The organism is Mycobacterium sp. NGS40, from assembly GCF_059812735.1.
On the sequence record NZ_JCALDG010000002.1, the window covers coordinates 129182 to 152444 of the forward strand.

Here is a 23263-nt window from a genome sequence, read left to right on the forward strand (position 1 = left end):
CGTCAACGCACCGCGGTTTCGTGTCGCCGGGTGATGTTCGCCGGCGATCCGATTGCGGCTACCCGCCCGAGGCGCCGGTACGGCACGATAGGAAGACGAACACCCGTGCAGGAAACCGCCGACAACAGGAGCGGAAGTTGACGACCGAGTTCGCGCGCCACGACCTGGCCAAAACCCCAAGCAACGGAAGCGAACCCGATCGCGTCCGGGTGATCCGAGACGGGGTCGCGTCGTATCTACCCGACATCGATCCCGAGGAAACGTCGGAGTGGCTGGAGTCCTTCGACGAGCTGCTGGAGCGCTCGGGTCCCGCGCGGGCCCGCTACCTGATGCTGCGGTTGCTGGAACGAGCGGGCGAACAGCGGGTATCGCTGCCGGCGCTGACGTCCACCGACTACGTCAACACCATCCCGACCGAGCTCGAGCCGTGGTTCCCCGGCGACGAGGACGTCGAACGCCGCTTCCGGGCCTGGATCCGCTGGAACGCCGCCATCATGGTGCACCGCGCCCAGCGTCCGGGAATCGGCGTGGGCGGCCACATTTCGACGTACGCCTCCTCAGCGGCCCTGTACGAGGTCGGGTTCAACCACTTCTTCCGCGGCAAGCAGCATCCCGGCGGCGGCGACCAGGTGTTCATCCAGGGCCACGCGTCCCCAGGTATCTACGCCCGCGCGTTCCTGGAAGGCCGGCTGAGCGCCGACCGACTCGACGGTTTTCGGCAGGAACACAGCCATCCGGGCGGCGGGCTGCCGTCCTATCCCCACCCGCGGCTGATGCCCGACTTCTGGGAGTTCCCGACGGTGTCGATGGGCCTGGGCCCGATGAACGCCATCTACCAGGCCCGCTTCAACCACTACCTGCACGACCGCGGCATTAAGGACACCTCGGATCAGCATGTGTGGGCGTTCCTCGGCGACGGCGAGATGGACGAACCGGAAAGCCGCGGCCTGATCCAGGTGGCCGCCAACGAGGCGCTGGACAACCTGACGTTCGTCATCAACTGCAACCTGCAGCGCCTCGACGGCCCGGTGCGCGGCAACGGCAAGATCATTCAAGAGCTGGAGTCGTTCTTCCGCGGCGCCGGCTGGAACGTGATCAAGGTGGTCTGGGGCCGCGAGTGGGACGCCCTGCTGCACGCCGACCGCGACGGCGCGCTGGTGAACCTGATGAACACCACGCCCGACGGCGACTACCAGACTTATAAGGCCAACGACGGCGCCTACGTCCGCGACCACTTCTTCGGCCGCGATCCGCGCACCAAGGCGCTCGTCGAATCGATGACCGATTCGGAGATCTGGAATCTCAAGCGCGGCGGCCACGATTACCGCAAGGTCTATGCGGCCTACCGCGCCGCGGTCGACCACAAGGGACAGCCGACGGTGATTCTCGCCAAGACCATCAAGGGCTACTCGCTGGGCGCGCACTTCCAGGGCCGTAACGCCACGCATCAGATGAAAAAGCTTGCGATAGAAGACCTTAAGTATTTCCGCGACGCCATCCGGATTCCGATCAGCGACGCGCAACTGGAGGAAGACCCCTACCTTCCGCCCTACTACCACCCCGGACCCGACGCCCCCGAGATCCGCTACATGCTGGACCGGCGTCGCCAGCTGGGCGGCTTCCTGCCCGAGCGCCCGACGAAAGCCAAGGCGCTCAAGCTTCCGAGCCGCGACATCTACGCCCCGCTGAAGAAGGGCTCGGGTCACCAGGAGGTCGCCACCACGATGGCACTGGTGCGCACCTTCAAAGAAGTGATGCGGGACAAGGAAGTTGGCCCGCGCATCGTGCCGATCATTCCCGACGAGGCCCGCACCTTCGGCATGGACTCGTGGTTCCCGTCGCTGAAGATCTACAACCGCCTCGGCCAGCTCTACACGGCCGTGGACGCCGAATTGATGTTGGCGTACAAGGAAAGTGAAGTCGGCCAGATCCTGCACGAGGGCATCAACGAGGCCGGCTCGACGGCGTCGTTCACCGCGGCCGGCACGTCGTACGCGACGCACAACGAGCCGATGATCCCGCTGTACATCTTCTACTCCATGTTCGGGTTCCAGCGCACCGGCGACGGCCTCTGGGCCGCGGCCGACCAGATGGCACGCGGATTTGTGTTGGGGGCCACCGCCGGTCGCACCACGCTGACCGGTGAGGGCTTGCAGCACGCCGATGGTCACTCGCTGCTGTTGGCCGCCACGAACCCGGCGGTCGTCTCGTACGACCCGGCCTTCGCCTACGAGATCGCCTACATCGTCGAGAGCGGGCTGGCGCGGATGTTCGGCCCCAACCCGGAGAACATCTACTTCTACATCACCATCTACAACGAGCCCTACGTACAGCCGGCCGAGCCGCACAACCTCGATCCCGAGGGCGTGCTGCGCGGGATCTACCGCTACCGGGCGGCCGGCGAGCGGCGCACCAACACCGCGCAGATCCTGGCCTCCGGGGTGGCGATGCCGTCGGCGGTGAAGGCCGCCGAGATGCTGGCTGCCGAGTGGGACGTCGCCGCCGACGTGTGGTCGGTGACCAGTTGGGGTGAGCTCAATCGCGACGGGCTGGCGATCCAGCAGGCGCAGCTGCGTCATCCCGATCAGCCGGCCGGCGTCCCGTACATCACCAAAGCCCTCGAAGGCGCCGCGGGGCCGGTGATCGCCGTCTCGGACTGGATGCGCGGGGTGCCCGAGCAGATCCGGCCGTGGGTGCCCGGCACCTACGTGACGCTGGGCACCGACGGGTTCGGCTTCTCCGACACCCGCCCGGCGGCGCGGCGCTACTTCAACACTGACGCCGAGTCGCAGGTGGTGGCGGTGCTCGAGGCGCTGGCCCGCGACGGCGAAATCGACCCGTCGGTGCCGCTCGCCGCGGCGCGCCAGTACAAGATCGACGACGTCCAGGCCGCGCCGAAGCAGACCTCCGACCCCGGCGTCGCCTGAGCCGGTACCTCCCCGCCCCGCCGAGTGCCCGGCCAGCCGGGCGCTGGCCGCCGAGTGCCCGGCCAGCCGGGCACCCGCGCCCCTATTCGCCGAGCGTCACGCCAGCGTGGCTCTCGACGCGGAACGTCACTCTGGCGTGACGCTGGACGACGCGGCCGTCGCCCGCCCCACGTCGCCGCGTCCCATCCCCGCCGGGCGTTCGCGCACGCCCCGCCGCGCCTTTGGCGGAAAGTTCCATAAATTCGGCGTAGGTTTTAGGGGTGAATGACAACCCATTCGCCGGCCCGTTCGCCAAGCATCCGAGGTCCCCGCTCGAGACCCTGGACACCGTCCCGGACTCCGTGCTGCGGCGGCTCAAGCAGTACTCCGGGCGGCTGGCCACCGAGGCGGTCACGGCCATGGGCGAGCGGTTGCCGTTCTTCGCCGAGCTGGAAGCGTCCCAGCGGGCCAGTGTGGCGCTGGTGGTGCAGACCGCCGTCGTGAACTTCGTCGAGTGGATGCAAGACCCACACAGCAACGTCAGCTACACCGCGCAGGCCTTCGAACTGGTACCCCAGGAGCTCACCCGCCGAATCGCGTTGCGCCACAGCGTGGACATGGTGCGGGTGACCATGGAGTTCTTCGAGGAAGTCGTGCCGCTACTGGCCCGCTCCGAGGAGCAACTGACCGCACTCACGGTCGGCATTCTGAAGTACAGCCGCGACCTGGCATTCAGCTTCGCCTCGGCCTATGCGGACGCGGCCGAGGCGCGGGGCAGCTGGGACAGCCGGATGGAGGCCAGCGTCGTCGACGCAGTGGTGCGCGGCGATACCGGCCCCGAGCTACTATCCCGCGCGGCCGCGCTGAACTGGGACACCACCGCGCCGGCCACGGTCGTGGTCGGCACCCCCGCGCCCAGCCGTGACAACAGCGACGGCGAGGTCGCCAGTGAGCGGGCCAGCCAAATCGTCCGCGACACCGCCGCGAAGCACGGCCGAGCGGCCCTCACCGACGTGCACGGCACCTGGCTGGTGGCCATCGTGTCGGGCCAGCTGTCCCCGACGGACAAGTTTCTGGGCGATCTGTTGAGCGCATTCGCCGAGGGCCCGGTGGTCATCGGTCCCACCGCACCGATGCTGACCGCGGCCTATCACAGCGCCAGCGAGGCGATCTCCGGGATGAACGCCGCTCCCGGCTGGGCCGGTGCGCCGCGGCCCGTGCACGCCCGCGAGCTGCTGCCGGAACGTGCCCTGATGGGAGACGCCTCGGCCATCGTCGCGCTGCACACCGACGTGATGGGACCCCTGGCCGACGCCGGGCCCACTCTTATCGAAACTCTTGACGCTTACTTAGATTGCGGTGGCGCGATTGAGGCCTGCGCACGCAAGTTGTTCGTTCATCCAAACACCGTGCGCTACCGGCTCAAGCGCATCACCGACTTCACCGGGCGCGATCCCACTCAGCCGCGCGATGCGTACGTGTTGCGAGTGGCCGCGACCGTGGGCCAACTCAACTACCCCACCAACCCCTCCAGTGTTGGTCACAGCGGGGTAACGGCGGTTCCGCTGCCGGTCAGAGGCAGTTCTGCGGCGCCATCCGTACGATAGTGACCCAGGCAACAGATCGCGGCACGGTATCGAATACGTAGCTTGTCGAGCGGTTTTGTGGAGTATCTACAAAAACCTAAGACGAGGTTCATAATCTGTTACACCCGCCAAAACCGTTTCCACAGTGTTCTCTTAGACACGTGATTGCATTACTCGCGCCCGGACAGGGCTCGCAGACAGAGGGAATGCTCTCGCCATGGCTGGAATTGCCGGGGGCGACCGAGCAGATGACTCTGTGGTCGAAGGCCAGCGGCTTGGACCTGGTTCGACTGGGCACCACCGCCTCGAATGAAGAGATCACCGACACGTCGGTCACTCAGCCACTGGTCGTCGCGGCCACCCTGCTCGCACACCAGGAGCTGACGAAGCGCGGCGTGCTTGCCGGTAAAGACTTCATCGTGGCCGGTCACTCGGTCGGCGAGATCGCGGCCTACGCGATCGCCGGTGTAATGGCCGCCGACGACGCCGTCGCCCTGGCCGCCACCCGTGGCGCCGAAATGGCCAAGGCGTGCGCCGCCGAGCCGACCGGCATGTCCGCGGTGCTGGGCGGCGACGAGACGGAGGTCCTGGCCCGCCTCGAGCAGCTGGACCTGTTCCCCGCGAACCGCAACGCCGCCGGCCAGATTGTCGCCGCCGGTCCGCTGACCGCGCTGGAAAAGCTGGCCGAGGACCCGCCGGCCAAGGCCCGGGTGCGCGCTCTCGGCGTCGCCGGAGCGTTCCACACCAAGTACATGGCGTCCGCCATGGAGGGCTATGCCGCCGCGGCGGCCGCCATCGCGACCGCCGAGCCCACTGCCACGCTGCTGTCCAACCGCGACGGAAAGCCGGTCGCTTCGGCGGCGGTGGCGATGGAAACGCTGGTCGCTCAATTGATCCAGCCGGTGCGGTGGGACCTGTGCACCGCAACGCTGGCTGAGCACGATGTCAAAGCGATTGTGGAGTTCCCGCCCGCGGGCACACTCGCCGGCATCGCCAAGCGTGAACTTCGGGGGGTAACGGTCCGTGCCGTCAAGTCGCCCGCAGACCTGGACGCACTGGCTGACATCTGACAACAGCCGCGGCCAGGACAACCGCATAAAATCACATCAAACCGATTGCAACACAACACATTACGAAGGGAAGTAAAGGCTGTGGCCGTTTCGCAGGAAGAAATCATCGCCGGTATCGCCGAGATCATCGAAGAGGTCACCGGTATTGAGCCCTCTGAGGTCACCCCGGAGAAGTCTTTCGTCGACGACCTGGACATCGACTCGCTGTCGATGGTTGAGATCGCCGTGCAGACCGAGGACAAGTACGGCGTGAAGATCCCGGACGAGGACCTGGCCGGTCTGCGTACCGTCGGTGACGTCGTCTCCTACATCCAGAAGCTGGAAGAAGAGAACCCCGAGGCCGCCGAGGCGCTGCGCGCCAAGATCGTGTCGGAGAACCCCGAGGCTGCTGCCAACGTCCAGTCGAGGCTGGAAGCGGACAGCAAGTGACCAAGCCTTCCACTGCTAACGGCGGTTACCCCAATGTTGTGGTAACCGCTGTCGCGGCGACGACGTCGATCGCGCCGGACATCGAGAGCACGTGGAAGGGCTTGCTGGCAGGCGAAAGCGGCATCCGCGTCCTCGAAGACGAATTCGTCGACAAATGGGATCTGCCCGTCAAAATCGGCGGGCACCTCAAGGAGCCGATCGACAACCACATGGGACGGCTGGACCTGCGCCGTATGTCGTATGTCCAGCGCCTGGCCAAATATCTCAGCGGTCAGCTGTGGGAGTCGGCCGGCAACCCGGAGCTCGATCCGGACCGGTTCAGCGTCGTCGTTGGCACCGGTCTGGGCGGCGCCGAGCGGATCGTCGAGAGCTATGACCTGATGAACGAGGGCGGCCCCCGCAAGGTGTCGCCGCTCGCCGTTCAGATGATCATGCCCAACGGCGCCGCTGCCGTAGTTGGTCTGGAGCTCGGCGCGCGGGCCGGGGTGATCACCCCGGTGTCGGCGTGTTCCTCGGGCTCCGAGGCAATCGCGCACGCCTGGCGCCAGATCGTCATGGGTGACGCGGAGGTCGCCGTCTGCGGCGGTGTCGAGGGACCGATCGAGGCGCTGCCCATCGCGGCGTTCTCGATGATGCGGGCCATGTCGACTCGCAACGACGAGCCCGAGCGTGCGTCGCGGCCGTTCGACAAGGACCGCGACGGCTTCGTGTTCGGCGAGGCCGGGGCCCTGATGCTCATCGAGACCGAAGAGCACGCCAAGGCCCGCGGCGCCAAGCCGCTGGCCCGGCTGATGGGTGCCGGTATCACCTCGGACGCCTTCCACATGGTGGCGCCCGCGGCGGACGGCGTGCGTGCCGGTCGCGCGATGACCCGGTCGCTGGAACTGGCGGGCGTGTCCCCCAAGGACATCGACCACGTGAACGCGCACGGCACGGCGACGCCGATCGGCGACACCGCTGAGGCCAATGCCATCCGGGTTGCCGGATGCGAGCGGGCCGCCGTGTACGCGCCGAAATCGGCGCTAGGGCACTCTATCGGCGCAGTCGGGGCGCTCGAGTCGGTGCTGACAGTGCTGACCCTGCGGGATGGCGTCATCCCGCCAACCCTCAACTACGAAACCCCCGATCCCGAGATTGCTTTGGATGTCGTCGCGGGCGAACCTCGCACCGGCGATTTCCGTTACGCGATCAACAACTCATTCGGGTTCGGCGGCCACAACGTGGCCCTCGCCTTCGGGCGTTACTGAGCACGACGTCCGGTGACGATGCGGGCCGCAACGGCCCGAGGAGGAACCGGACAAGCACGAGAGGAACGTTCGCCACTCCCATGACAGAGCTGGTTACGGGGAAAGCATTCCCCAACGTGGTCGTCACCGGCATCGCCGCGACGACTGCCTTGGCACCCGACGCGGAAGAAACCTGGAAGTTATTGCTAGACGGCCAGAGTGGAATCCGCACCCTCACCGACCCGTTCGTTGAGGAGTACAACCTGCCGGTTCGCATCGGCGGGCATCTCGTGGAGGAGTTCGACAGTCAGCTCACTCGTATCGAGCTGCGTCGCACCGGTTATCTGCAGAGAATGTCGACCATCCTGGGCCGCCGGGTGTGGGAGAACGCCGGTTCGCCGGAAGTCGACACCAACCGGTTGGCGGTGTCGATCGGCACCGGCCTCGGCTCGTCCGAGGAATTGGTGTTCAGCTACGACGACATGCGCCAGCGTGGCATGAAAGCGGTTTCCCCGTTGGGCGTGCAGAAGTACATGCCCAACGGTGCGGCCGCAGCGGTCGGGCTGGAACGGCAAGCCAAAGCCGGTGTGATGACGCCGGTTTCGGCGTGCGCATCCGGTAATGAGGGCATCGCCCGGGCCTGGCAGCAGATCGTGCTCGGTGAGGCCGACATCGCGATCTGCGGTGGCGTCGAGACCCAGATCGAGGCGGTGCCGATCGCGGCGTTCGCCGCGATGCGCGTCGTGATGTCGACCACCAACGACAACCCCGCCGGCGCGTGCCGTCCGTTCGACAAGGACCGCAACGGCTTCGTGTTCGGCGAGGCCGGCGCGCTGATGGTCATCGAGACCGAGGAGCACGCCAAGGCTCGCGGCGCCAACATCCTGGCCCGCATCATGGGGGCCAGCGTGACCTCGGACGGGTTCCACATGGTGGCACCGGATCCCAACGGGGAACGTGCCGCGCACGCGATGCAGCGGGCGATCCAGCTCGCGGGCATCACCCCTGCCGAAATCGACCACATCAACGCCCACGCCACCGGCACCCAGGTCGGCGACCTCGCCGAAAGCAAGGCCATCAACCGGGCCTTGGGCGGCAACCACCCCGCGATCTATGCGCCCAAGGCGGCACTGGGTCACTCGGTGGGTGCGGTCGGTGCGTTGGAATCGATCTTGACGGTCCTCGCGTTGCGGGAGCAGGTAATCCCGCCGACACTGAATTTGGAAAACCTCGATCCAGAAATCGATTTGGACGTGGTGGCGGGTAAGCCGCGGCCGGGCAATTACCGGTATGCGATCAACAACTCGTTCGGATTCGGCGGTCACAACGTGGCGATCACCTTTGGACGGTATTAGAACCCAGCGGTATTGGACCCCGAGCTCACCGGAAACAGGAGATCTGCGATGACACTCATGGCCCCCGAGGCGGTTGGCGAGTCGCTCGACCCCCGAGACCCGTTGCTGCGTCTGAGCAACTTCTTCGACGACGGCAGCGTCGAGCTGCTGCACGAGCGTGACCGCTCGGGTGTGCTCTCCGCGTCGGGCACCGTCAACGGCGTACGCACCATCGCGTTCTGCACCGACGGAACCGTGATGGGCGGCGCGATGGGCATCGAGGGATGCCAGCACATCGTCAACGCCTACGACACCGCCATCGAGGAGCAGAGCCCGATCGTCGGCATCTGGCACTCCGGTGGTGCCCGGCTGGCCGAGGGTGTCAAGGCGCTGCACGCGGTGGGCCTGGTGTTCGAGGCCATGATCCGGGCGTCGGGCTATATCCCGCAGATCTCGGTGGTCGTCGGCTTCGCCGCCGGTGGTGCCGCTTACGGGCCGGCGCTGACCGATGTCATAGTGATGGCGCCGGAAAGTCGGGTGTTCGTCACCGGCCCCGACGTGGTGCGCAGTGTCACCGGCGAGAACGTGGACATGTGCTCGCTCGGAGGTCCCGAGACCCACCACAAGAAGTCCGGTGTGTGCCACATCGTCGCCGATGACGAGCTCGACGCCTACGCGCGCGGCCGTCGGCTGGTCGGATTGTTCTGCCAGCAAGGACATTTCGACCGCACCAAGGCCGAGGCCGGTGACACCGACATTCATGCACTGCTGCCCGAATCCGCGCGACGCGCCTACGACGTGCACCCGATCGTCACCGCGATCCTGGACAGCGAGACGCCGTTCGACGAGTTCCAGGCCCACTGGGCACCGTCGATGGTGGTCGGCCTGGGCCGGTTGTCGGGACGGACGGTCGGCGTGCTGGCCAACAACCCGCTGCGGCTGGGCGGCTGCCTGAATTCCGAAAGTGCCGAGAAGGCAGCGCGTTTCGTGCGCCTGTGCGACGCTTTCGGGATTCCGCTGATCGTGGTCGTCGACGTGCCCGGCTACTTGCCGGGCGTGGACCAGGAGTGGGGCGGCGTGGTGCGCCGCGGCGCGAAGCTGCTGCACGCGTTCGGTGAGGCCACCGTTCCCCGCGTCACGCTGGTCACCCGAAAGACCTACGGCGGGGCCTACATCGCGATGAACTCCCGCTCACTGAATGCCACCAAGGTGTTCGCGTGGCCGGACGCCGAGGTCGCGGTGATGGGCGCCAAGGCCGCGGTCGGGATTCTGCACAAGCGCAAGCTGGCCGCCGCGCCGGACCACGAGCGCGAAGCGCTGCACGACGAGCTGGCCGCCGAGCACGAGCGGATCGCCGGCGGCGTCGACAGCGCCATCGAGATCGGCGTGGTCGACGAGAAGATCGACCCGGCGCACACCCGCAGCAGGCTCTGCGAGGCGCTGGCCGAAGCGCCCGCGCGCCGCGGTCGCCATAAGAACATCCCGCTGTAATTTCTCAGCGCTCGCGATTCACTCGCGACACAGCATCGCCGAAAGCGCCTGGCGTAGTTCGGCTTCCGGGTCGGCGGGCAGCTTCTCGGCACGCCAGCCGACGAAGTCGTCCGGCCGAACGAGCAGCGCGCCGTCCGACGAGAGTCCGGTCGCCGCGGCCCACTCGTCGCCGTCGATGCGATGGGCGGCGATCGACGCCGAATCCGCGGCGGCACACCATCGCTGGTCGCCGCTGAGCACGGTGAACTCACCGCCGATCAGATCGAGCGTCGAGACCCCGTCGCGCACCCACACGTGTGGCACCCGGGTACCCGGCTCGCCGCGCAACTGCTCCACCAACTGGCCGTCAGACGAATCGTCGGTGACGATCGCGGCCGAGCGGTAGCGGTAGCCCACCAGCAACGCGAACATCGAACACTCTTCGCCCGGCGGCAGTAGCGGCCGGTCATCCTCGAGCCGGAGCAAGGAAATGGTTGGGCCGGAAAGCGATTGACGGGCGGCGAACAGCCCCACCGGATACCGTTCGGTCTGGTAGGTGTCCAGCAGCGCCGGCCGGGCCGTCCCATGCAGCACCGCGGCCAGCTTCCAGGCCAGATTGTGTGCGCTCTGAATCGCGGTGTTGGCTCCCCCGGCTTTGAACGGCGGCATAGTGTGCGCCGCATCCCCGACGAGAAATACTCTCCCACAAGAGAATTGGTTAGCAACTTGCTCGTACGGCTGCCACGCCGCGATCTCGATGATGTCAATGTCCATCTGCTCGCCGATCGCTTGGGTGAGCATCTCGCGGCACCGCTGCGGCGTGAACTGGTCTGCGGTTTCGCCCTTGTCGGGGAAATAGGTGGTGATGAACATCCCGAGGTCGTCGTCGGCGGCAATGAAGATGCCTTGTACGTCAGCATTTTTGACCTGCACGCCACCTCCCTCGCCGATGTGTGCGACGAACTTGCGCCAGGGTGCCCGAAAATACATGAAAACCACGAAGATCGGCAGCGCGCCGTAGCCCGAGGTCTCGATGCCCAGCGCAGTGCGGACGGGACTGTGCACTCCGTCTGCGCCGACCAGATAGTCGGCCCGGACCGTTTGCGTCTCCTGGAAGTCCCGGTCGCGAATGACGGCGGTGACGCCGGTCTCGTCCGATTCAAACGACAGCAGCTCGGTGCCGTACCGAACCTCGCTGCCGCGGTGGCGCGTTGCCGCCAGCAGCATGGGCTCGGATCTGCTCTGCGGGCAGTACTGCACGGTCGGCTCGGGACTCAACGCGTCGAGGCCGGCGAACATCGCCTCGAAGTCGATCGCAGGCTCTTCCGTCGTGCTGTTGAGGGTCGGTTTGGTCACCACGACCGGCTCGTGCTCGCCGATCGCGTGCACCTCGTCGCTCAGGCCGAGGCCGCGAAGGATCTCCAGACTGCGGAAGCTGAGGTTGCGGGCTTTGGGATAGATGAACACCTCGCCGCGCTTTTCGACCAGCAGCGACCGGACGCCGTGCTGTGCGAGCAGCGCGGACGTGGCCAGCCCGCCCGCGCCGGCGCCGACAATCAGTACCGGAACCCGTAATATGACAGTCACTATAAAATGATAGCTCATGTCATATTTGAATACCTACTAACTCCCGGCGACCCCCGCGAGGAACTCCGCCGCCTCATCCACCACCCGCTCACGATCACGGAGTACCAGTCCGACCCGGGTTCGGCGATCGAGAATGTCGTCGACGTCCAGCGCGCCCTCGTGAGTGACGGCGTATTCGAACTCCGCGCGGGTCACGTCGATGCCCTCGACGACGGGCTCGGTCGGGCGCGCGCAGGAGGCGGACGCGACGACGGTCGGCGCCTCGGCGCCGTAGCGGGCGATCAGCGAGGCCGGCAGCCCGGCCGTTGCACCGGCTACTGGCCCGGGATTGGATGGTGCCCCGATCAGCGGCAGCTGGTGGGTCCGGCAGCTGGCGGCCGACAGTCGCCGCAGGCTGACGGCGCGGTCCAGGACGTCCTGGGCCATGAAGCGGTATTCGGTCAGCTTGCCGCCGATCACGCTGATCACCCCGGCGGGCGACTCGACGACGGCGTGCTCGCGCGACACGTCGGCGGTGCGACCCTCACCCGTGTCGATCAGCGGTCGCAGGCCGGCGTACGCCCCGATCACGTCGGTGGCCTGCAGCGCGGTGCCCAAAGCGGTGTTGACCGTGTCCAGCAGGAATTCGACCTCGCCAGCAGACGGCTCGGGCACATCCGGAATCGGGCCCGGCGCGGCCTCGTCGGTGAGCCCGAGGTAGACGCGGCCCAGTTGCTCGGGCATCGCGAACACGAAGCGGTTGAGCTCGCCGGGAATCGGAATCGTCAGCGCCGCAGTCGGATTCCCGAAAGCGCTGGCGTCGAAGACCAAATGTGTGCCACGGCTGGGCCGCAGGCGCAGTGAGCCGTCGATGTCGGCCGCCCACACCCCGGCAGCGTTGATCACCGCCTGGGCGGACACGTCGAACGACTGGCCGGTGCGCTGGTCGGTCAGCCGCGCCGACGTGCCCGTGGCCTGCGATGCCGCGACGTAGGTGAGGATTCGGGCGCCGTGCTGAGCCGCGGTGCGGGCGACCGCGGTGACCAGGCGCGCGTCGTCGATCAACTGCCCGTCGTAGGCCAACAGTCCACCGTCCAGGCCGTCGCGACGCACCGTGGGCGCCATCTCCACCACCCGCCGGGCGGACACCCGGCGCGAACGAGGCAGCGTCGACGACGGCGTTCCCGCCAGCGCACGCAACGCGTCGCCGGCCAGGAATCCCGCGCGTACCAGCGCACGCTTGGAGTGACTCATCGACGGCAGCAGCGGAACCAATTGCGGCATCGCGTGCACGAGATGAGGGGCGTTGTGCGTCATCAGGATTCCGCGTTCGATGGCGCTGCGGCGAGCGATGCCCACATTGCCCGTCGCCAGGTAGCGCAGACCACCATGGACCAGCTTCGAGCTCCACCGGCTGGTGCCGAATGCCAGATCGTGTTTCTCCACCAGCGCCACGCGCAGCCCGCGTGACGCGGCGTCCAGCGCGATTCCGGCCCCGGTGATCCCGCCGCCGATCACGAGCACGTCCAACAACGCACCGTCGGCCAGTGCGTTCAAATCGGCGGCACGACGGGCGGCAGTCAAACGCGCGCCATTCAACTCGGTCATGAGGACAGGTATCCGTTCAGCGAATGAGTGAGTTCTACGGTCAGCGCCTCGGCGTCGAGAATCGGCCGCACGATTCGCTCGGACTGAATCGTCGACTGCGCGATCAGCAACACCATCGTCGCCATCTGCAGCGGATCGCCCGGGCGCACGCTGCCGTGACGCTGGGCGACCCGCAACCGGTCGGCGAGCGCGCCGATCAGCATCTGCTGGCTTTCGCCGAGCCGTTCGGTGATGTAGATCGGCGCCAGGTGCGAGTGCATCACCGACATGATCAGCTCGTCGCGGCGCAGCAGATTGGCCACCGAAACAATTTGGCGCACAAGCGATTCACGGTCTTCCCCCAGCAGCGGCGCCTCGTGCATCACACCGGTGATCCGTTGGGTCAGCAGCGCGGCGACGATCGCGGGCGTGTCCGGCCAGCGTCGGTACACGGTCGGCCGGCTCACCCCCGCGCGCCGGGCGATCTCGGCGAGGGTCACCCGGTCGACCCCGAAATCGACCACACAGCTGGCGGCCGCCGCGAGGATCCGGTCGGCCACATCCACACCTGCGTTACTGATTGACAGCATGTGTAATACTGTAACGCATGACGCATGATCTTGGGACCGAGCACCTTCTCCCGCCGATGAAATGGAACGCGTGGGGCGATCCCGCTAGCGCCAAACCGCTCTCGGACGGCATTCGGTCACTGCTGAAACAGGCTGTCGGCCTGGACGATTCGACCGGCAAAGAACTCACGCCCGACCAGGTGCAGCTGCGTCCGTCCGCATTGGCGCAGGCCGACAAGGACGCGCTCGCCGGGATCGTCGGCGCCGAATATTGCCGCACCGACGACCGCGATCGGCTGCTGCACGCCGGCGGCAAGTCCACCCTCGATCTGCTGAAGCGCAAAGCCGCGGCTCAAGACGCGCCCGACGCCATCCTGCTGCCGGCGGACGACGACGCCGTCCGGAAAATCCTGCGCTACTGCTCCGAGCACGGCATCGCCGTAGTCCCCTTCGGCGGCGGCACCAGCGTGGTCGGTGGCCTCGACCCGATCCGCGGCGACTTCACCGCCGTGATCTCACTCGACCTGCGCCGTTTCAACGAGCTCATCTCACTCGACGAGGAGTCCGGGCAGGCCGTCCTCGGCGCGGGCCTCACCGGTCCCGACGCCGAGCGCCTGCTCGGCGAACGCGGCTTCTCGCTCGGACACTTCCCGCAGAGCTTCCAATTCGCCACCATCGGCGGCTTTGCCGCGACCCGGTCCTCGGGTCAGGGCTCGGCCGGCTACGGCCGCTTCAACGACATGGTGCGCGGGCTGCGGGTGATCACCCCGGCCGGAACGCTGGACCTGGGCCGCGGACCGGAGTCGGCGGCCGGGCCCGACCTGCGCCAGCTGCTGATCGGGTCGGAGGGCACCTTGGGCGTGATCACCCAGGTGCGGCTGCGGGTGCATCCGGTACCGGAGGCCGTCGCCTACGAGGCCTGGTCTTTTCCCGACTTCGCGACGGGAGCGGCCGCGCTACGGGCGGTCACCCAAAACGCGACGGGGCCCACCGTGATTCGGCTTTCCGACGAGGCCGAGACCGGAGTCAACCTGGCCACCACCGACTCGATCGGTGAGAACCAGATCACCGGCGGCTGCCTGGGCATCACGGTCTTCGAGGGCACCAAGGAGCACGTCGAGAGCCGGCACGCCGAAACCCGCCAATTGCTCGCGGAAAAGGGCGGCACGTCGCTGGGCGAGGGTCCCGCGCAGGCGTGGGAGCGCGGCCGGTTCGGCGCGCCCTACCTGCGCGACTCGCTACTGGCCGCGGGCGCACTGTGCGAGACGCTGGAGACCGCCACCGACTGGTCTAACATCCCAGTCCTCAAGGCCGCCGTCACCGAGGCACTGACCACCGCGTTGGCCGAAACCGGGACACCGGCGCTGGTGATGTGCCACATTTCGCACGTGTATCCCACCGGCGCATCGCTGTACTTCACCGTCGTCGCCGGCCAGCGAGGCAATCCGATCGAGCAGTGGCAGGCCGCCAAAAAGGCCGCATCTGATGCGATCATCGCCGCCGGTGGCACCATCACCCATCACCACGCGGTCGGTGCCGATCACCGGCCCTGGATGCGCGACGAGGTGGGCGAGCTCGGCGTGCGGGTCCTGCGCGCGGTCAAGGCCACACTGGATCCGGCGGGAATCCTCAATCCCGGCAAGCTGATTCCGTGAATCGCCGCGAGATCGGCAAGGTGACCGCGTTGACCAATCCCCTCTCGGGGCATGGCACCGCCGTGCACGTCGCCGAGGTCGCGATCGCGCGACTGCACGCCCACGGTATCGAGGTCAACGAGATCATCGGCGACGACGCCCAAGACGCCCGCCACCTGGCCGCCGCGGCGATCGAACGCGGCACCGACGCGCTGGTGGCCACCGGTGGCGACGGCGTCATCTCCAACGCGCTGCAAGTGTTGGCGGGCACCGACATTCCGCTGGGCATCATCCCGGCGGGCACCGGCAACGACCATGCCCGCGAATTCGGCATTCCCACAAAGGATCCCGAGGCCGCCGCGGACATCGTCGCCGACGGCTGGACCCAGACGATCGACCTGGGCCGCATCCGGGACGGCAACGGCCAAGACAAGTGGTTCGGCACGGTCGCGGCCGCCGGGTTCGATTCCCTGGTCACCGATCGCGCCAACCGGATGAGTTGGCCGCACGGGCGGCTGCGCTACTACGTCGCGATGCTCGCCGAGCTGACCCAACTGCGGATGTTGCCGTTCCGTTTGGTGCTCGACGGCACCAGGGAGATCGACACCGACATCACGCTGGCGGCGTTCGGCAACACCCGAAGCTACGGCGGTGGTCTGCTGATCTGCCCGGACGCGGATTACACCGACGGCTTGCTCGACATCACGATGGCACACAGCGCATCCCGGACGAAATTCGTCCGGCTCTTCCCCACCGTGCTGAAGGGAACCCACGTGCAGCTCGACGAGGTCACCACGGAGCGCGCCAAGACGATCCATGTCGAATGCCCCGGCATCAACGTCTACGCCGACGGTGACTACGCGTGCCCACTGCCCGCGGAACTGTCCGCAGTGCCCGGCGCTCTGCGGATCCTGCGCCCCAAGATGTAACAACTCGTGCGACAAACGCGACATCAGGGCATACCTGCGCCGTGGGAGCGCTGCCCTGGGAGGAACGATGTCGGGACATCGCACAACGGCGGTCGTCGCCCTGGCTCTGTCAGTGGGCGACGCGCTGGCAACGGCCCCCACGACATTCGCGGCTGATCCGCTGTGGAACGGGCAGTACATCCTGACGCTGTCCGCCAACGCGAAGGCCGGCACCAGCATCGCGGCCCGCCAACCCGAATACGCGCACCGGGCCAGCGTCTCGATCACCTCGAAATGCGCGGCCGGCGTCTGCACCGCCACGGTGAACGACCCGCCGCCGCCCAAGAACGAGTTCATGCCGCAGACGGTCGAATTCACCTGGAATGGATCGCAGTGGGTACGCGAGATGACCTGGAAATGGGACTGCCTGCTGCCCGACGGCACCGTCGAATACGACCCGGCGAAATCGATTACGGCCTACACCCCGGGGCCGAACGGAGTGCTCACCGGCGTCTTCCACACCGACATCACCAGCGGAGCGTGTCGGGGCAATGTCGATATGCCGGTGACCGCGGCGCCGGCGAACCCGCCGACCGTCCCGCCCACCGTGTGATGGTCGTGACCCGCGGCGCCCGGCTGCGCCGCGCTTGCGATCACGACGGAGGTTAGCCGACGCCCCGGCTGAGCCAGGTGACTTCGCCGGCCTCGCCGCCGTCGCGGTAAGCCTCGAGCGCGTCGTCCCACGCGGTGCCCAGCACTGAGTCCAGCTCGGCGGCCAGCGTGTCGGCACCCTGCGCCATCATCGACCGCAGCCGCATCTCGCCGACCATGATGTCGCCGTTGGCGCTCATCGCCCCGCTCCACAAGCCCAGTTGCGGCGTGTGGCAGAAGCGGTGGCCGTCGACGCCGGGGCTCGGGTCCTCGGTGACCTCGAACCGCAGCACCGACCAGGACCGCAGCGCGTTGGCCAACCGGGCACCGGTACCCACCGGACCGACCCAGTTGGTCACAGCACGCAGCTGTCCCGGCATCGCCGGCTGCGGTGTCCAGACCAGGTTGGCCTTGGACTGCAGGGTCGACGACAACGCCCACTCAACATGCGGGCATACCGCCGCGGGCGAGGCATGGATGTACACCACACCTGCCGTCACGTCGGCGAATTGATTCGACGCACGCATTTACCTGCTCCTTCGGTTCCACGAGGGACGTCTTCCCCAACGACCTGGCGGATCCGATAAGCAGATGTTTTGTTTCGTGCGTGTCTATTGTGCCCTGTGATACCCGTGTTGCGCTAGTGCTCGATGCCTATTTGATGTATTGGACGAGCACCGCTTCGGCGAGGGCCGGCCACAAGTCGAGCGCCCAGTCGCCGAAATCGCGGTTCGTGCACGCCACCAGGGCCAGGTCCGCGTCGGGATCCGCCCAGATAAAACCGCCTGCCTGGCCGAAATGGCCGTAGGTTCGCGCCGAGTTGCGCGCCCCCGTCCAGTGCGGCGATTTGCCGTCGCGGATCTCGAAACCCAGGCCCCAATCGTTGGGCCGCTGCACGCCGTAGCCCGGCAACACCCCGTCCAGGCCCGGGAACTGCACGGTCGTCGCCTCGGCGTGCATCTCGGCCGACACGGTCGACGGGCGCAACAGGTCGCCGGCGAACGCCGCCAGGTCCGCGACCGTCGAGGTCGCCCCGTAGCCGGCCTCCGCCGCGCCGCCGTCCAGCCGGGTGGCGCCCATGTTCAACGGCTCGCAGACCGCCTCGCTGAGGTAGCGGCTGAACTCGATGCCCGACTCGCGCTCCACGGTTTCGGCCAGCACGGCGAAGCCGTAGTTCGAGTACATGCGCCGGGTGCCGGGCTTGGCCAGCACCCGACCGTCCAGCATCGCCAGGCCCGACGCGTGCGCCAGCAGATGCCGGACCGTCGCGCCGGGCGGGCCGGCCGGGGTGTCCAGCTCGACGACGCCCTCTTCGACCGCGACCTGCGCGGCGCGGGCCACCAGCGGCTTGGTGACCGACGCCAGCGTGAACACCCGCTCCGTGTCGCCGTGCGTGGCCAGCACCCCGCCGGGTCCGATCACCGCGGCGGCGGCAGCCGACACCGGCCAGTCGTCGAGCGCATCGAGAGCAGCCATCAGATCGGGCGGGTCACTTCGTCGCGATGTAGTAGTTGTTGATCGGGTCGGAGTCGACCTCGAGCACCCGGACGTCGTCGAACCCGGCGTCCACGAGCATCGAGGTGGCCAGCTGCGTGCCCCAGGCCGTCCCGAGTCCGGCGCCGCCCAGCGCCAGCGACACCGTCATGCAGTGCATCAGCGAGACGGTATAGAGGTAGGTGCTCATGGGGACGTCGATGTTGTCCTCGAGTCGGCTGGAAGCCTTGATGTCGGCCATCAGAAACACACCGCCGGGTCGCAGGGCGCGCTGGATGTTCTCCAGCACCCGGGCCGGCTGCGCCTGATCGTGGATCGCGTCGAACACGGTGATGACGTCGTAGGCCTCCGTCTTGTCCAGGTCGGTCAGGTTGTGGGCCTCGAAGCGCGCATTGGTCAGGCCGAGGCTGGCCGCCTCGGTGGTACCCGTGGCAATGGCCTGCTCGGAGAAATCGATTCCGGTGAACCGGCTCGCCGGAAAGGCCTTGGCCATCACATTGATCGCGTGACCGCTGCCGCACCCGAAATCGGCGACGTCGGCGCCGGAGCGCAGCCGGTCCGGCAGGCCGTCGACCAACGGCAGCACGACGTCGACCAGCGCGAGGTCGAACACCGCCGCGCTCTGCTCGGCCATCAGCGCGTGGAACCGTGGAAATTCGCTATACGGCAGGCCGCCGCCCGCGCGGAAGCAGCCGATGATTTTCTGCTCGACTTCGCCGAGCTGCGGAAGAAACATGGCCACCACAGCCAGGTTGTCGGGCCCGGCGGCGCGGGTCAGCACCGCCGCGCGATGGGCCGGCAGCGAGTAGGTTGCGTTGCCCGGGTCGTAGTTGACGACATGTCCGGTCGTCATGCCGCCCAACCACTCCCGCACGTAACGCTCGTTGAGGCCCGCGGCGTCCGCGATCTGCGCGCTGGTGGCCGGACCGAGTCCGGCCATCGTGTCCAGCAGATTGGTTTGATGTCCGATACTCAGCAGGATCGCAAGGCTCGCGCCGTCGATTGCCGAGACGATGCGTCCCGCGAAATCTTCGACAGTCTCTTGACTTTGGCGCTGTGCGCCGTCCGAACTCTTGTCGAGTGTCGTCACGCTCTGCAGACGCTACACCCGGTTGTCGGTCCCTGGAACGGCGCTTGTTGATGGGTGGACACCGGCCTGCCGAGTGTATGGCCCTCACAGTAGGTTGTAGCCCATGAGTCAGACAGTGCGCGGAGTGATTTCACGCAAGAAGGGCCAACCCGTCGAATTGGTGGACATCGTCGTCCCGGACCCCGGCCCGGGCGAGGCCCTGGTCGACGTGATCGCCTGCGGGGTCTGCCATACCGACCTGACTTACCGGGAGGGCGGCATCAACGAAGAGTACCCGTTCCTGCTCGGCCACGAGGCCGCGGGCACGGTCGAAGCCGTCGGGCCGGGGGTGACGTCGGTGGCGCCGGGCGACTTCGTGATCCTGAACTGGCGCGCGGTCTGCGGCCAGTGCCGCGCCTGCAAGCGCGGCAAGCCGCACCTGTGCTTCGACACGTTCAACGCCACCCAGAAGATGACGCTGACCGACGGCACCGAGCTGACGCCCGCGCTGGGCATCGGGGCGTTCGCCGACAAGACGCTGGTGGCCGACGGCCAGTGCACCAAGGTCAATCCCGAGGCCGACCCCGCCGTCGCCGGGTTGCTGGGCTGCGGCGTGATGGCCGGAATCGGCGCCGCGATCAACACCGGCGCCGTCAACCGCGACGACACCGTGGCGGTAATCGGCTGTGGCGGTGTGGGCGACGCGGCGGTGGCCGGCGCGGCGCTGGTCGGTGCGAAGAAGATCATCGCGGTCGACACCGACAACACGAAGCTGAACTGGGCCCGCAAGTTCGGCGCCACCCACACCGTCAATGCCCGCGAATTCGATGTCGTCGACACCATCCAGGACCTCACCGACGGCTTCGGCGTCGACGTCGTCATCGACGCGGTCGGCCGGCCCGAGACCTGGAAGCAGGCCTTCTACGCCCGCGACCTGGCCGGAACCGTGGTGTTGGTGGGGGTGCCGACGCCGGACATGAAACTGGAGATGCCGCTGGTCGACTTCTTCTCCCGCGGCGGATCGTTGAAGTCGTCGTGGTACGGCGACTGCCTGCCCGAACGCGACTTCCCCACCCTGATCGACCTCTATCTGCAGGGCCGGCTCCCCCTCGAGAAGTTTGTCTCCGAACGAATTGGGCTAGACGGCATCGAGGAGGCGTTCGAGAAGATGCACGACGGCAAGGTATTGCGTTCGGTGGTGATGCTCTGATGGTTCAAATCGACCGCGTGGTGACCCACGGCACCTTCGAACTCGACGGTGGCAGTTGGGAAGTCGACAACAACATCTGGGTCATCGGTGACAACTCCAATGTCGTGGTGTTCGATGCGGCCCACGACGCGGCGCCGATCGTCGACGCCGTCGCCGGGCGTCACGTGGTGGCGGTGGTGTGCACCCACGGCCACAACGACCACGTCACTGTGGCGCCCGAACTCGGCAAGACACTGGACGCGCCGGTGCTGCTGCACCCCGCCGACGAGGTGCTGTGGCGAATGACCCACCCGGACAGCGACTTTCGCGCCGTGTCCGATGGCGAGAAGTTGAAGATCGACGGCACCGAACTGACCGCGATACACACGCCCGGACACTCCCCCGGATCGGTCTGCTGGTACGTGCACGACCTCGGTGTGGTGTTCAGCGGCGACACCTTGTTCTCCGGTGGCCCCGGCGCGACGGGCCGGTCGTACTCCGACTTCCCGACCATCCTGAAGTCGATCTCCGAGCGCTTGGGGACGTTGCCGGGTGAGACCGTCGTGCACACCGGCCACGGCGACAGCACCGTCATCGGCGACGAGATCGTGCACTACGAGGAGTGGGTGGCCCGGGGTCACTGACCCAGTCACACCCACCACCCACACCCATACCCGGGAGTCGGCGAGGCACGTTGTGCCCGCCTCTGAGCGACAACGCTTGTGTTTATTCGGCGTTTGCCTTGGTACTCGGCCGCGCCTGGCGCATTCCCACCTCCCCCCAGTTTGTCGCTCAGAGGCGGGCAAAAGGCCGCACACCTCAGTGCCCTTCGAGGATCCGCCGCTTCTCGGCCTGGAACTCCTCTTCGGTCAATGCCCCGGAATCCCGCAGCGCCGCAAGCGTTTTGAGGCGCTCCAGGCGAACGCCGTCGTCGGTGGGTTCGTATGCCGTGGTGGGCGACTGCTGGGGTGTCGGCCATGACCCCTCTACGACGGCCGCCGCCGCCTTGCGCCGGGTGCTGCGCAGCCAACGCCCCGCCACAATCGAAGCTGTCAGGCCCACCACGAACATCCCGACGAACAGCCAGATCAGAAATCCGTAGGAGCTCGAGTGGCCGAAGGCGAGTCGCGGTGCGATGAATCCGTTGACCTGGCCGTCCGTGGTGATGTTGTAGGTGCCGTCGGCCGGAATCTGGGCTACCCACACCCGCACGTGCGCGTCATTGTTGACTGAGGTTGTGCTGCCGATGTTTTCCGTCATCGTCGGCTGCGCGACGCCGTCGGGCGGCGAAATCGTGATGCCGAGCGGCGGCACCGGCAACCCACCGTTTGGGCTGCCGATCACGATGGTGTGCAGGCTGACGGTGACTTCACCCTTTGGCAGCTGCAGGCTGCCCGAACCGGGGACCGGAACCTCGCCGTAGGCGTTGTAATCGTCCAGAAAAAATACGTTGAGAACGATGGCGACGACGATGCCGGCCAGTGACATGATCGTGACGACGACGGCTGAGACAAATGAAATCTTGGCGGGCAGTCTGCTCCACATTCCCGGAGTGTGTCACCGCTAGTGACCAGGGGCCAGCGAAAGAGCACACTGATACCCATGTCGAACGATCTCGTCGCCACCGTGCCGGACCTCACCGGGAAGCTGGTCGTCATCACCGGTGCCAACAGCGGTCTGGGCTTCGGGTTGGCCAGGCGGCTGTCGGCGGCCGGCGCCGACGTGATCATGGCCATCCGCAATCGGGCCAAGGGTGAGGCCGCGATCGAAGAGATCCGCCACAGCGTGCCCGACGCAAAGCTGACCATCAAATCCCTCGACCTGTCGTCGCTGGCGTCGGTCGCCGCGCTGGGTGAGCAACTCAACGCCGAAGGCCGTCCGATCGACATTCTGATCAACAACGCCGGGGTGATGACGCCCCCGGAGCGCGACACCACCGCCGACGGCTTCGAATTGCAGTTCGGCAGTAACCATCTCGGGCACTTCGCGCTGACCGGGCACGTGCTGCCGCTGTTGCGCGCCGCGCAGCGTGCCCGCGTGGTCTCGCTGAGCAGCCTCGCGGCCAGCCAAAGCGGCAAGATCCACTTCGACGACCTGCAGTTCGAAAAGTCCTACGCGCCGATGTCGGCCTACGGCCAGTCGAAGATCGCGGTGCTGATGTTCGCGCGCGAGCTGGACAAGCGCAGTCGCGCCGGCGGCTGGGGCATCGTCTCCAACGCCGCACACCCCGGCCTGACCAAGACCAACCTGCAAATCAGCGGACCCTCTTACGGTCGCGAGAAGCCGGCGCTGATGGAGCGCTTGTACAAGACGTCATGGCGCTTCACGCCGTTCCTGTGGCAGGAGATCGACGACGGGATTCTGCCCGCGCTGTACGCGGCGGCCACGCCGCAGGCCGAGGGCGGCGAGTTCTACGGACCCCGCGGTTTCATGGAGCTGGCCGGCGGTGGTGTGAAAGTAGCCAAAACGCCGGCGCGGGCCCGCAACGAGGACGATTGCCGGCGACTGTGGGAGATTTCCGAGGAACTGACGAAAGTCACCTATCCGGCGACCAACTAGCAACTGCCGCACAGCT

General features: G+C 67.1%; 20 protein-coding genes. 13 read left to right on the forward strand and 7 right to left on the reverse strand.

Features of this window, described 5'->3' with window-relative positions; all coding sequences use genetic code 11:
* Window positions 1–137: 137 nt before the first annotated feature.
* The 7 genes from aceE (at window position 138) to AC5Y5O_RS04145 (ending at window position 10042) form a co-directional block, all read left to right on the forward strand.
* Window positions 138–2927: a pyruvate dehydrogenase (acetyl-transferring), homodimeric type gene (aceE, locus tag AC5Y5O_RS04115; protein ID WP_096288763.1), complete on the forward strand. Its 2790-nt coding sequence runs from the start codon at window positions 138–140 to the stop codon at window positions 2925–2927.
* Between the two features lie 260 nt (window positions 2928–3187).
* Window positions 3188–4513 (forward strand): PucR family transcriptional regulator, encoded by a 1326-nt coding sequence (locus AC5Y5O_RS04120; RefSeq protein WP_096288765.1) that lies wholly within the window; start codon window positions 3188–3190, stop codon window positions 4511–4513.
* 140 nt (window positions 4514–4653) lie between these two features.
* Complete coding sequence (locus tag AC5Y5O_RS04125; RefSeq protein WP_500023889.1) at window positions 4654–5562, forward strand: ACP S-malonyltransferase; 909 nt, start codon at window positions 4654–4656, stop codon at window positions 5560–5562.
* Window positions 5563–5643: 81 nt separating this feature from the next.
* On the forward strand, window positions 5644–5991 hold the full coding sequence (acpM, locus tag AC5Y5O_RS04130; RefSeq protein WP_096288769.1) for a meromycolate extension acyl carrier protein AcpM: 348 nt from the start codon (window positions 5644–5646) through the stop codon (window positions 5989–5991).
* Window positions 5988–7238 (forward strand): 3-oxoacyl-ACP synthase KasA, encoded by a 1251-nt coding sequence (gene kasA, locus AC5Y5O_RS04135; RefSeq protein ID WP_096288770.1) that lies wholly within the window; start codon window positions 5988–5990, stop codon window positions 7236–7238. Before acpM ends, kasA begins: the two co-directional genes overlap by 4 nt.
* Window positions 7239–7318: 80 nt before the next feature.
* Entirely contained in the window at window positions 7319–8572 is a 1254-nt protein-coding gene (kasB, locus tag AC5Y5O_RS04140) for a 3-oxoacyl-ACP synthase KasB (protein ID WP_096288772.1), read from the forward strand.
* Between the two features lie 48 nt (window positions 8573–8620).
* Complete coding sequence (locus tag AC5Y5O_RS04145) at window positions 8621–10042, forward strand: acyl-CoA carboxylase subunit beta (RefSeq protein WP_096288774.1); 1422 nt, start codon at window positions 8621–8623, stop codon at window positions 10040–10042.
* 18 nt (window positions 10043–10060) lie between these two features.
* On the opposite strand, the gene AC5Y5O_RS04150 is transcribed toward AC5Y5O_RS04145, so the two are convergent.
* The 3 genes from AC5Y5O_RS04150 to AC5Y5O_RS04160 are packed head-to-tail and all read right to left on the reverse strand — an operon-like array spanning window position 10061 to window position 13764.
* The gene (locus AC5Y5O_RS04150) at window positions 10061–11608 is read right to left on the reverse strand and encodes an FAD-dependent monooxygenase (RefSeq protein WP_500023892.1); all 1548 of its coding nucleotides are present in this window, start codon (window positions 11606–11608) and stop codon (window positions 10061–10063) included.
* Window positions 11609–11644: 36 nt separating this feature from the next.
* A complete protein-coding gene (locus AC5Y5O_RS04155) occupies window positions 11645–13195 on the reverse strand; it encodes a glycerol-3-phosphate dehydrogenase/oxidase (RefSeq protein WP_096288778.1) in 1551 nt (516 codons plus the stop codon).
* On the reverse strand, window positions 13192–13764 hold the full coding sequence (locus tag AC5Y5O_RS04160; protein ID WP_096288780.1) for a TetR/AcrR family transcriptional regulator: 573 nt from the start codon (window positions 13762–13764) through the stop codon (window positions 13192–13194). The genes AC5Y5O_RS04155 and AC5Y5O_RS04160 overlap by 4 nt, the downstream gene beginning before the upstream one ends.
* A 56-nt stretch (window positions 13765–13820) precedes the next feature.
* On the opposite strand from AC5Y5O_RS04160, the gene AC5Y5O_RS04165 reads away from it, so the two are divergent.
* From AC5Y5O_RS04165 to AC5Y5O_RS04175, 3 genes are all read left to right on the forward strand, one after another.
* A complete protein-coding gene (locus tag AC5Y5O_RS04165; protein ID WP_096291228.1) occupies window positions 13821–15398 on the forward strand; it encodes an FAD-binding oxidoreductase in 1578 nt (525 codons plus the stop codon).
* Window positions 15395–16306 carry a diacylglycerol kinase gene (locus tag AC5Y5O_RS04170; protein ID WP_096288782.1) on the forward strand — a complete coding sequence of 304 codons (912 nt, stop codon included), beginning with the start codon at window positions 15395–15397 and terminating at the stop codon, window positions 16304–16306. Before AC5Y5O_RS04165 ends, AC5Y5O_RS04170 begins: the two co-directional genes overlap by 4 nt.
* A gap of 67 nt (window positions 16307–16373) precedes the next feature.
* Window positions 16374–16898 carry an Rv2253 family sensor-like surface protein gene (locus tag AC5Y5O_RS04175; protein ID WP_096288784.1) on the forward strand — a complete coding sequence of 175 codons (525 nt, stop codon included), beginning with the start codon at window positions 16374–16376 and terminating at the stop codon, window positions 16896–16898.
* A 52-nt stretch (window positions 16899–16950) separates the two neighbouring features.
* On the opposite strand, the gene AC5Y5O_RS04180 is transcribed toward AC5Y5O_RS04175, so the two are convergent.
* The 3 genes from AC5Y5O_RS04180 to AC5Y5O_RS04190 all read right to left on the reverse strand — a co-directional run bounded on the left by AC5Y5O_RS04180 (window position 16951) and on the right by AC5Y5O_RS04190 (window position 19520).
* Window positions 16951–17463 (reverse strand): DUF3145 domain-containing protein, encoded by a 513-nt coding sequence (locus AC5Y5O_RS04180; protein WP_096288786.1) that lies wholly within the window; start codon window positions 17461–17463, stop codon window positions 16951–16953.
* Window positions 17464–17590: 127 nt separating this feature from the next.
* Window positions 17591–18412 carry a serine hydrolase domain-containing protein gene (locus AC5Y5O_RS04185; protein WP_096288788.1) on the reverse strand — a complete coding sequence of 274 codons (822 nt, stop codon included), beginning with the start codon at window positions 18410–18412 and terminating at the stop codon, window positions 17591–17593.
* Window positions 18413–18425: 13 nt separating this feature from the next.
* Window positions 18426–19520, reverse strand: coding sequence for a class I SAM-dependent methyltransferase (locus AC5Y5O_RS04190; RefSeq protein WP_096288790.1), 1095 nt, complete (start codon window positions 19518–19520; stop codon window positions 18426–18428).
* A 103-nt stretch (window positions 19521–19623) separates the two neighbouring features.
* On the opposite strand from AC5Y5O_RS04190, the gene AC5Y5O_RS04195 reads away from it, so the two are divergent.
* Entirely contained in the window at window positions 19624–20709 is a 1086-nt protein-coding gene (locus AC5Y5O_RS04195; RefSeq protein WP_096288792.1) for an S-(hydroxymethyl)mycothiol dehydrogenase, read from the forward strand.
* Entirely contained in the window at window positions 20709–21332 is a 624-nt protein-coding gene (locus AC5Y5O_RS04200) for an MBL fold metallo-hydrolase (RefSeq protein ID WP_096288794.1), read from the forward strand. Before AC5Y5O_RS04195 ends, AC5Y5O_RS04200 begins: the two co-directional genes overlap by 1 nt.
* Window positions 21333–21507: 175 nt before the next feature.
* On the opposite strand, the gene AC5Y5O_RS04205 is transcribed toward AC5Y5O_RS04200, so the two are convergent.
* Window positions 21508–22233, reverse strand: a complete 726-nt coding sequence (locus AC5Y5O_RS04205) for an SHOCT domain-containing protein (protein ID WP_096288796.1) — start codon at window positions 22231–22233, stop codon at window positions 21508–21510.
* Between the two features lie 57 nt (window positions 22234–22290).
* Between AC5Y5O_RS04205 and AC5Y5O_RS04210 the strand changes: the two genes are divergently transcribed.
* Entirely contained in the window at window positions 22291–23247 is a 957-nt protein-coding gene (locus AC5Y5O_RS04210; RefSeq protein ID WP_096288798.1) for an SDR family oxidoreductase, read from the forward strand.
* Window positions 23248–23263: the final 16 nt, after the last annotated feature.

Coding starts and splice junctions, on each gene's coding strand:
- kasB (WP_096288772.1), top strand. CDS start 7,319: ATGACAGAGCTGGTTACGGGGAAAGCATTCCCCAACGTGGTCGTCACC.
- AC5Y5O_RS04145 (WP_096288774.1), top strand. CDS start 8,621: ATGACACTCATGGCCCCCGAGGCGGTTGGCGAGTCGCTCGACCCCCGA.
- AC5Y5O_RS04155 (WP_096288778.1), bottom strand. CDS start 13,195: ATGACCGAGTTGAATGGCGCGCGTTTGACTGCCGCCCGTCGTGCCGCC.
- AC5Y5O_RS04160 (WP_096288780.1), bottom strand. CDS start 13,764: ATGCTGTCAATCAGTAACGCAGGTGTGGATGTGGCCGACCGGATCCTC.
- AC5Y5O_RS04165 (WP_096291228.1), top strand. CDS start 13,821: ATGAAATGGAACGCGTGGGGCGATCCCGCTAGCGCCAAACCGCTCTCG.
- AC5Y5O_RS04175 (WP_096288784.1), top strand. CDS start 16,374: ATGTCGGGACATCGCACAACGGCGGTCGTCGCCCTGGCTCTGTCAGTG.
- AC5Y5O_RS04180 (WP_096288786.1), bottom strand. CDS start 17,463: ATGCGTGCGTCGAATCAATTCGCCGACGTGACGGCAGGTGTGGTGTAC.
- AC5Y5O_RS04185 (WP_096288788.1), bottom strand. CDS start 18,412: ATGGCTGCTCTCGATGCGCTCGACGACTGGCCGGTGTCGGCTGCCGCC.
- AC5Y5O_RS04195 (WP_096288792.1), top strand. CDS start 19,624: ATGAGTCAGACAGTGCGCGGAGTGATTTCACGCAAGAAGGGCCAACCC.
- AC5Y5O_RS04200 (WP_096288794.1), top strand. CDS start 20,709: ATGGTTCAAATCGACCGCGTGGTGACCCACGGCACCTTCGAACTCGAC.
- AC5Y5O_RS04205 (WP_096288796.1), bottom strand. CDS start 22,233: ATGTGGAGCAGACTGCCCGCCAAGATTTCATTTGTCTCAGCCGTCGTC.
- AC5Y5O_RS04210 (WP_096288798.1), top strand. CDS start 22,291: ATGTCGAACGATCTCGTCGCCACCGTGCCGGACCTCACCGGGAAGCTG.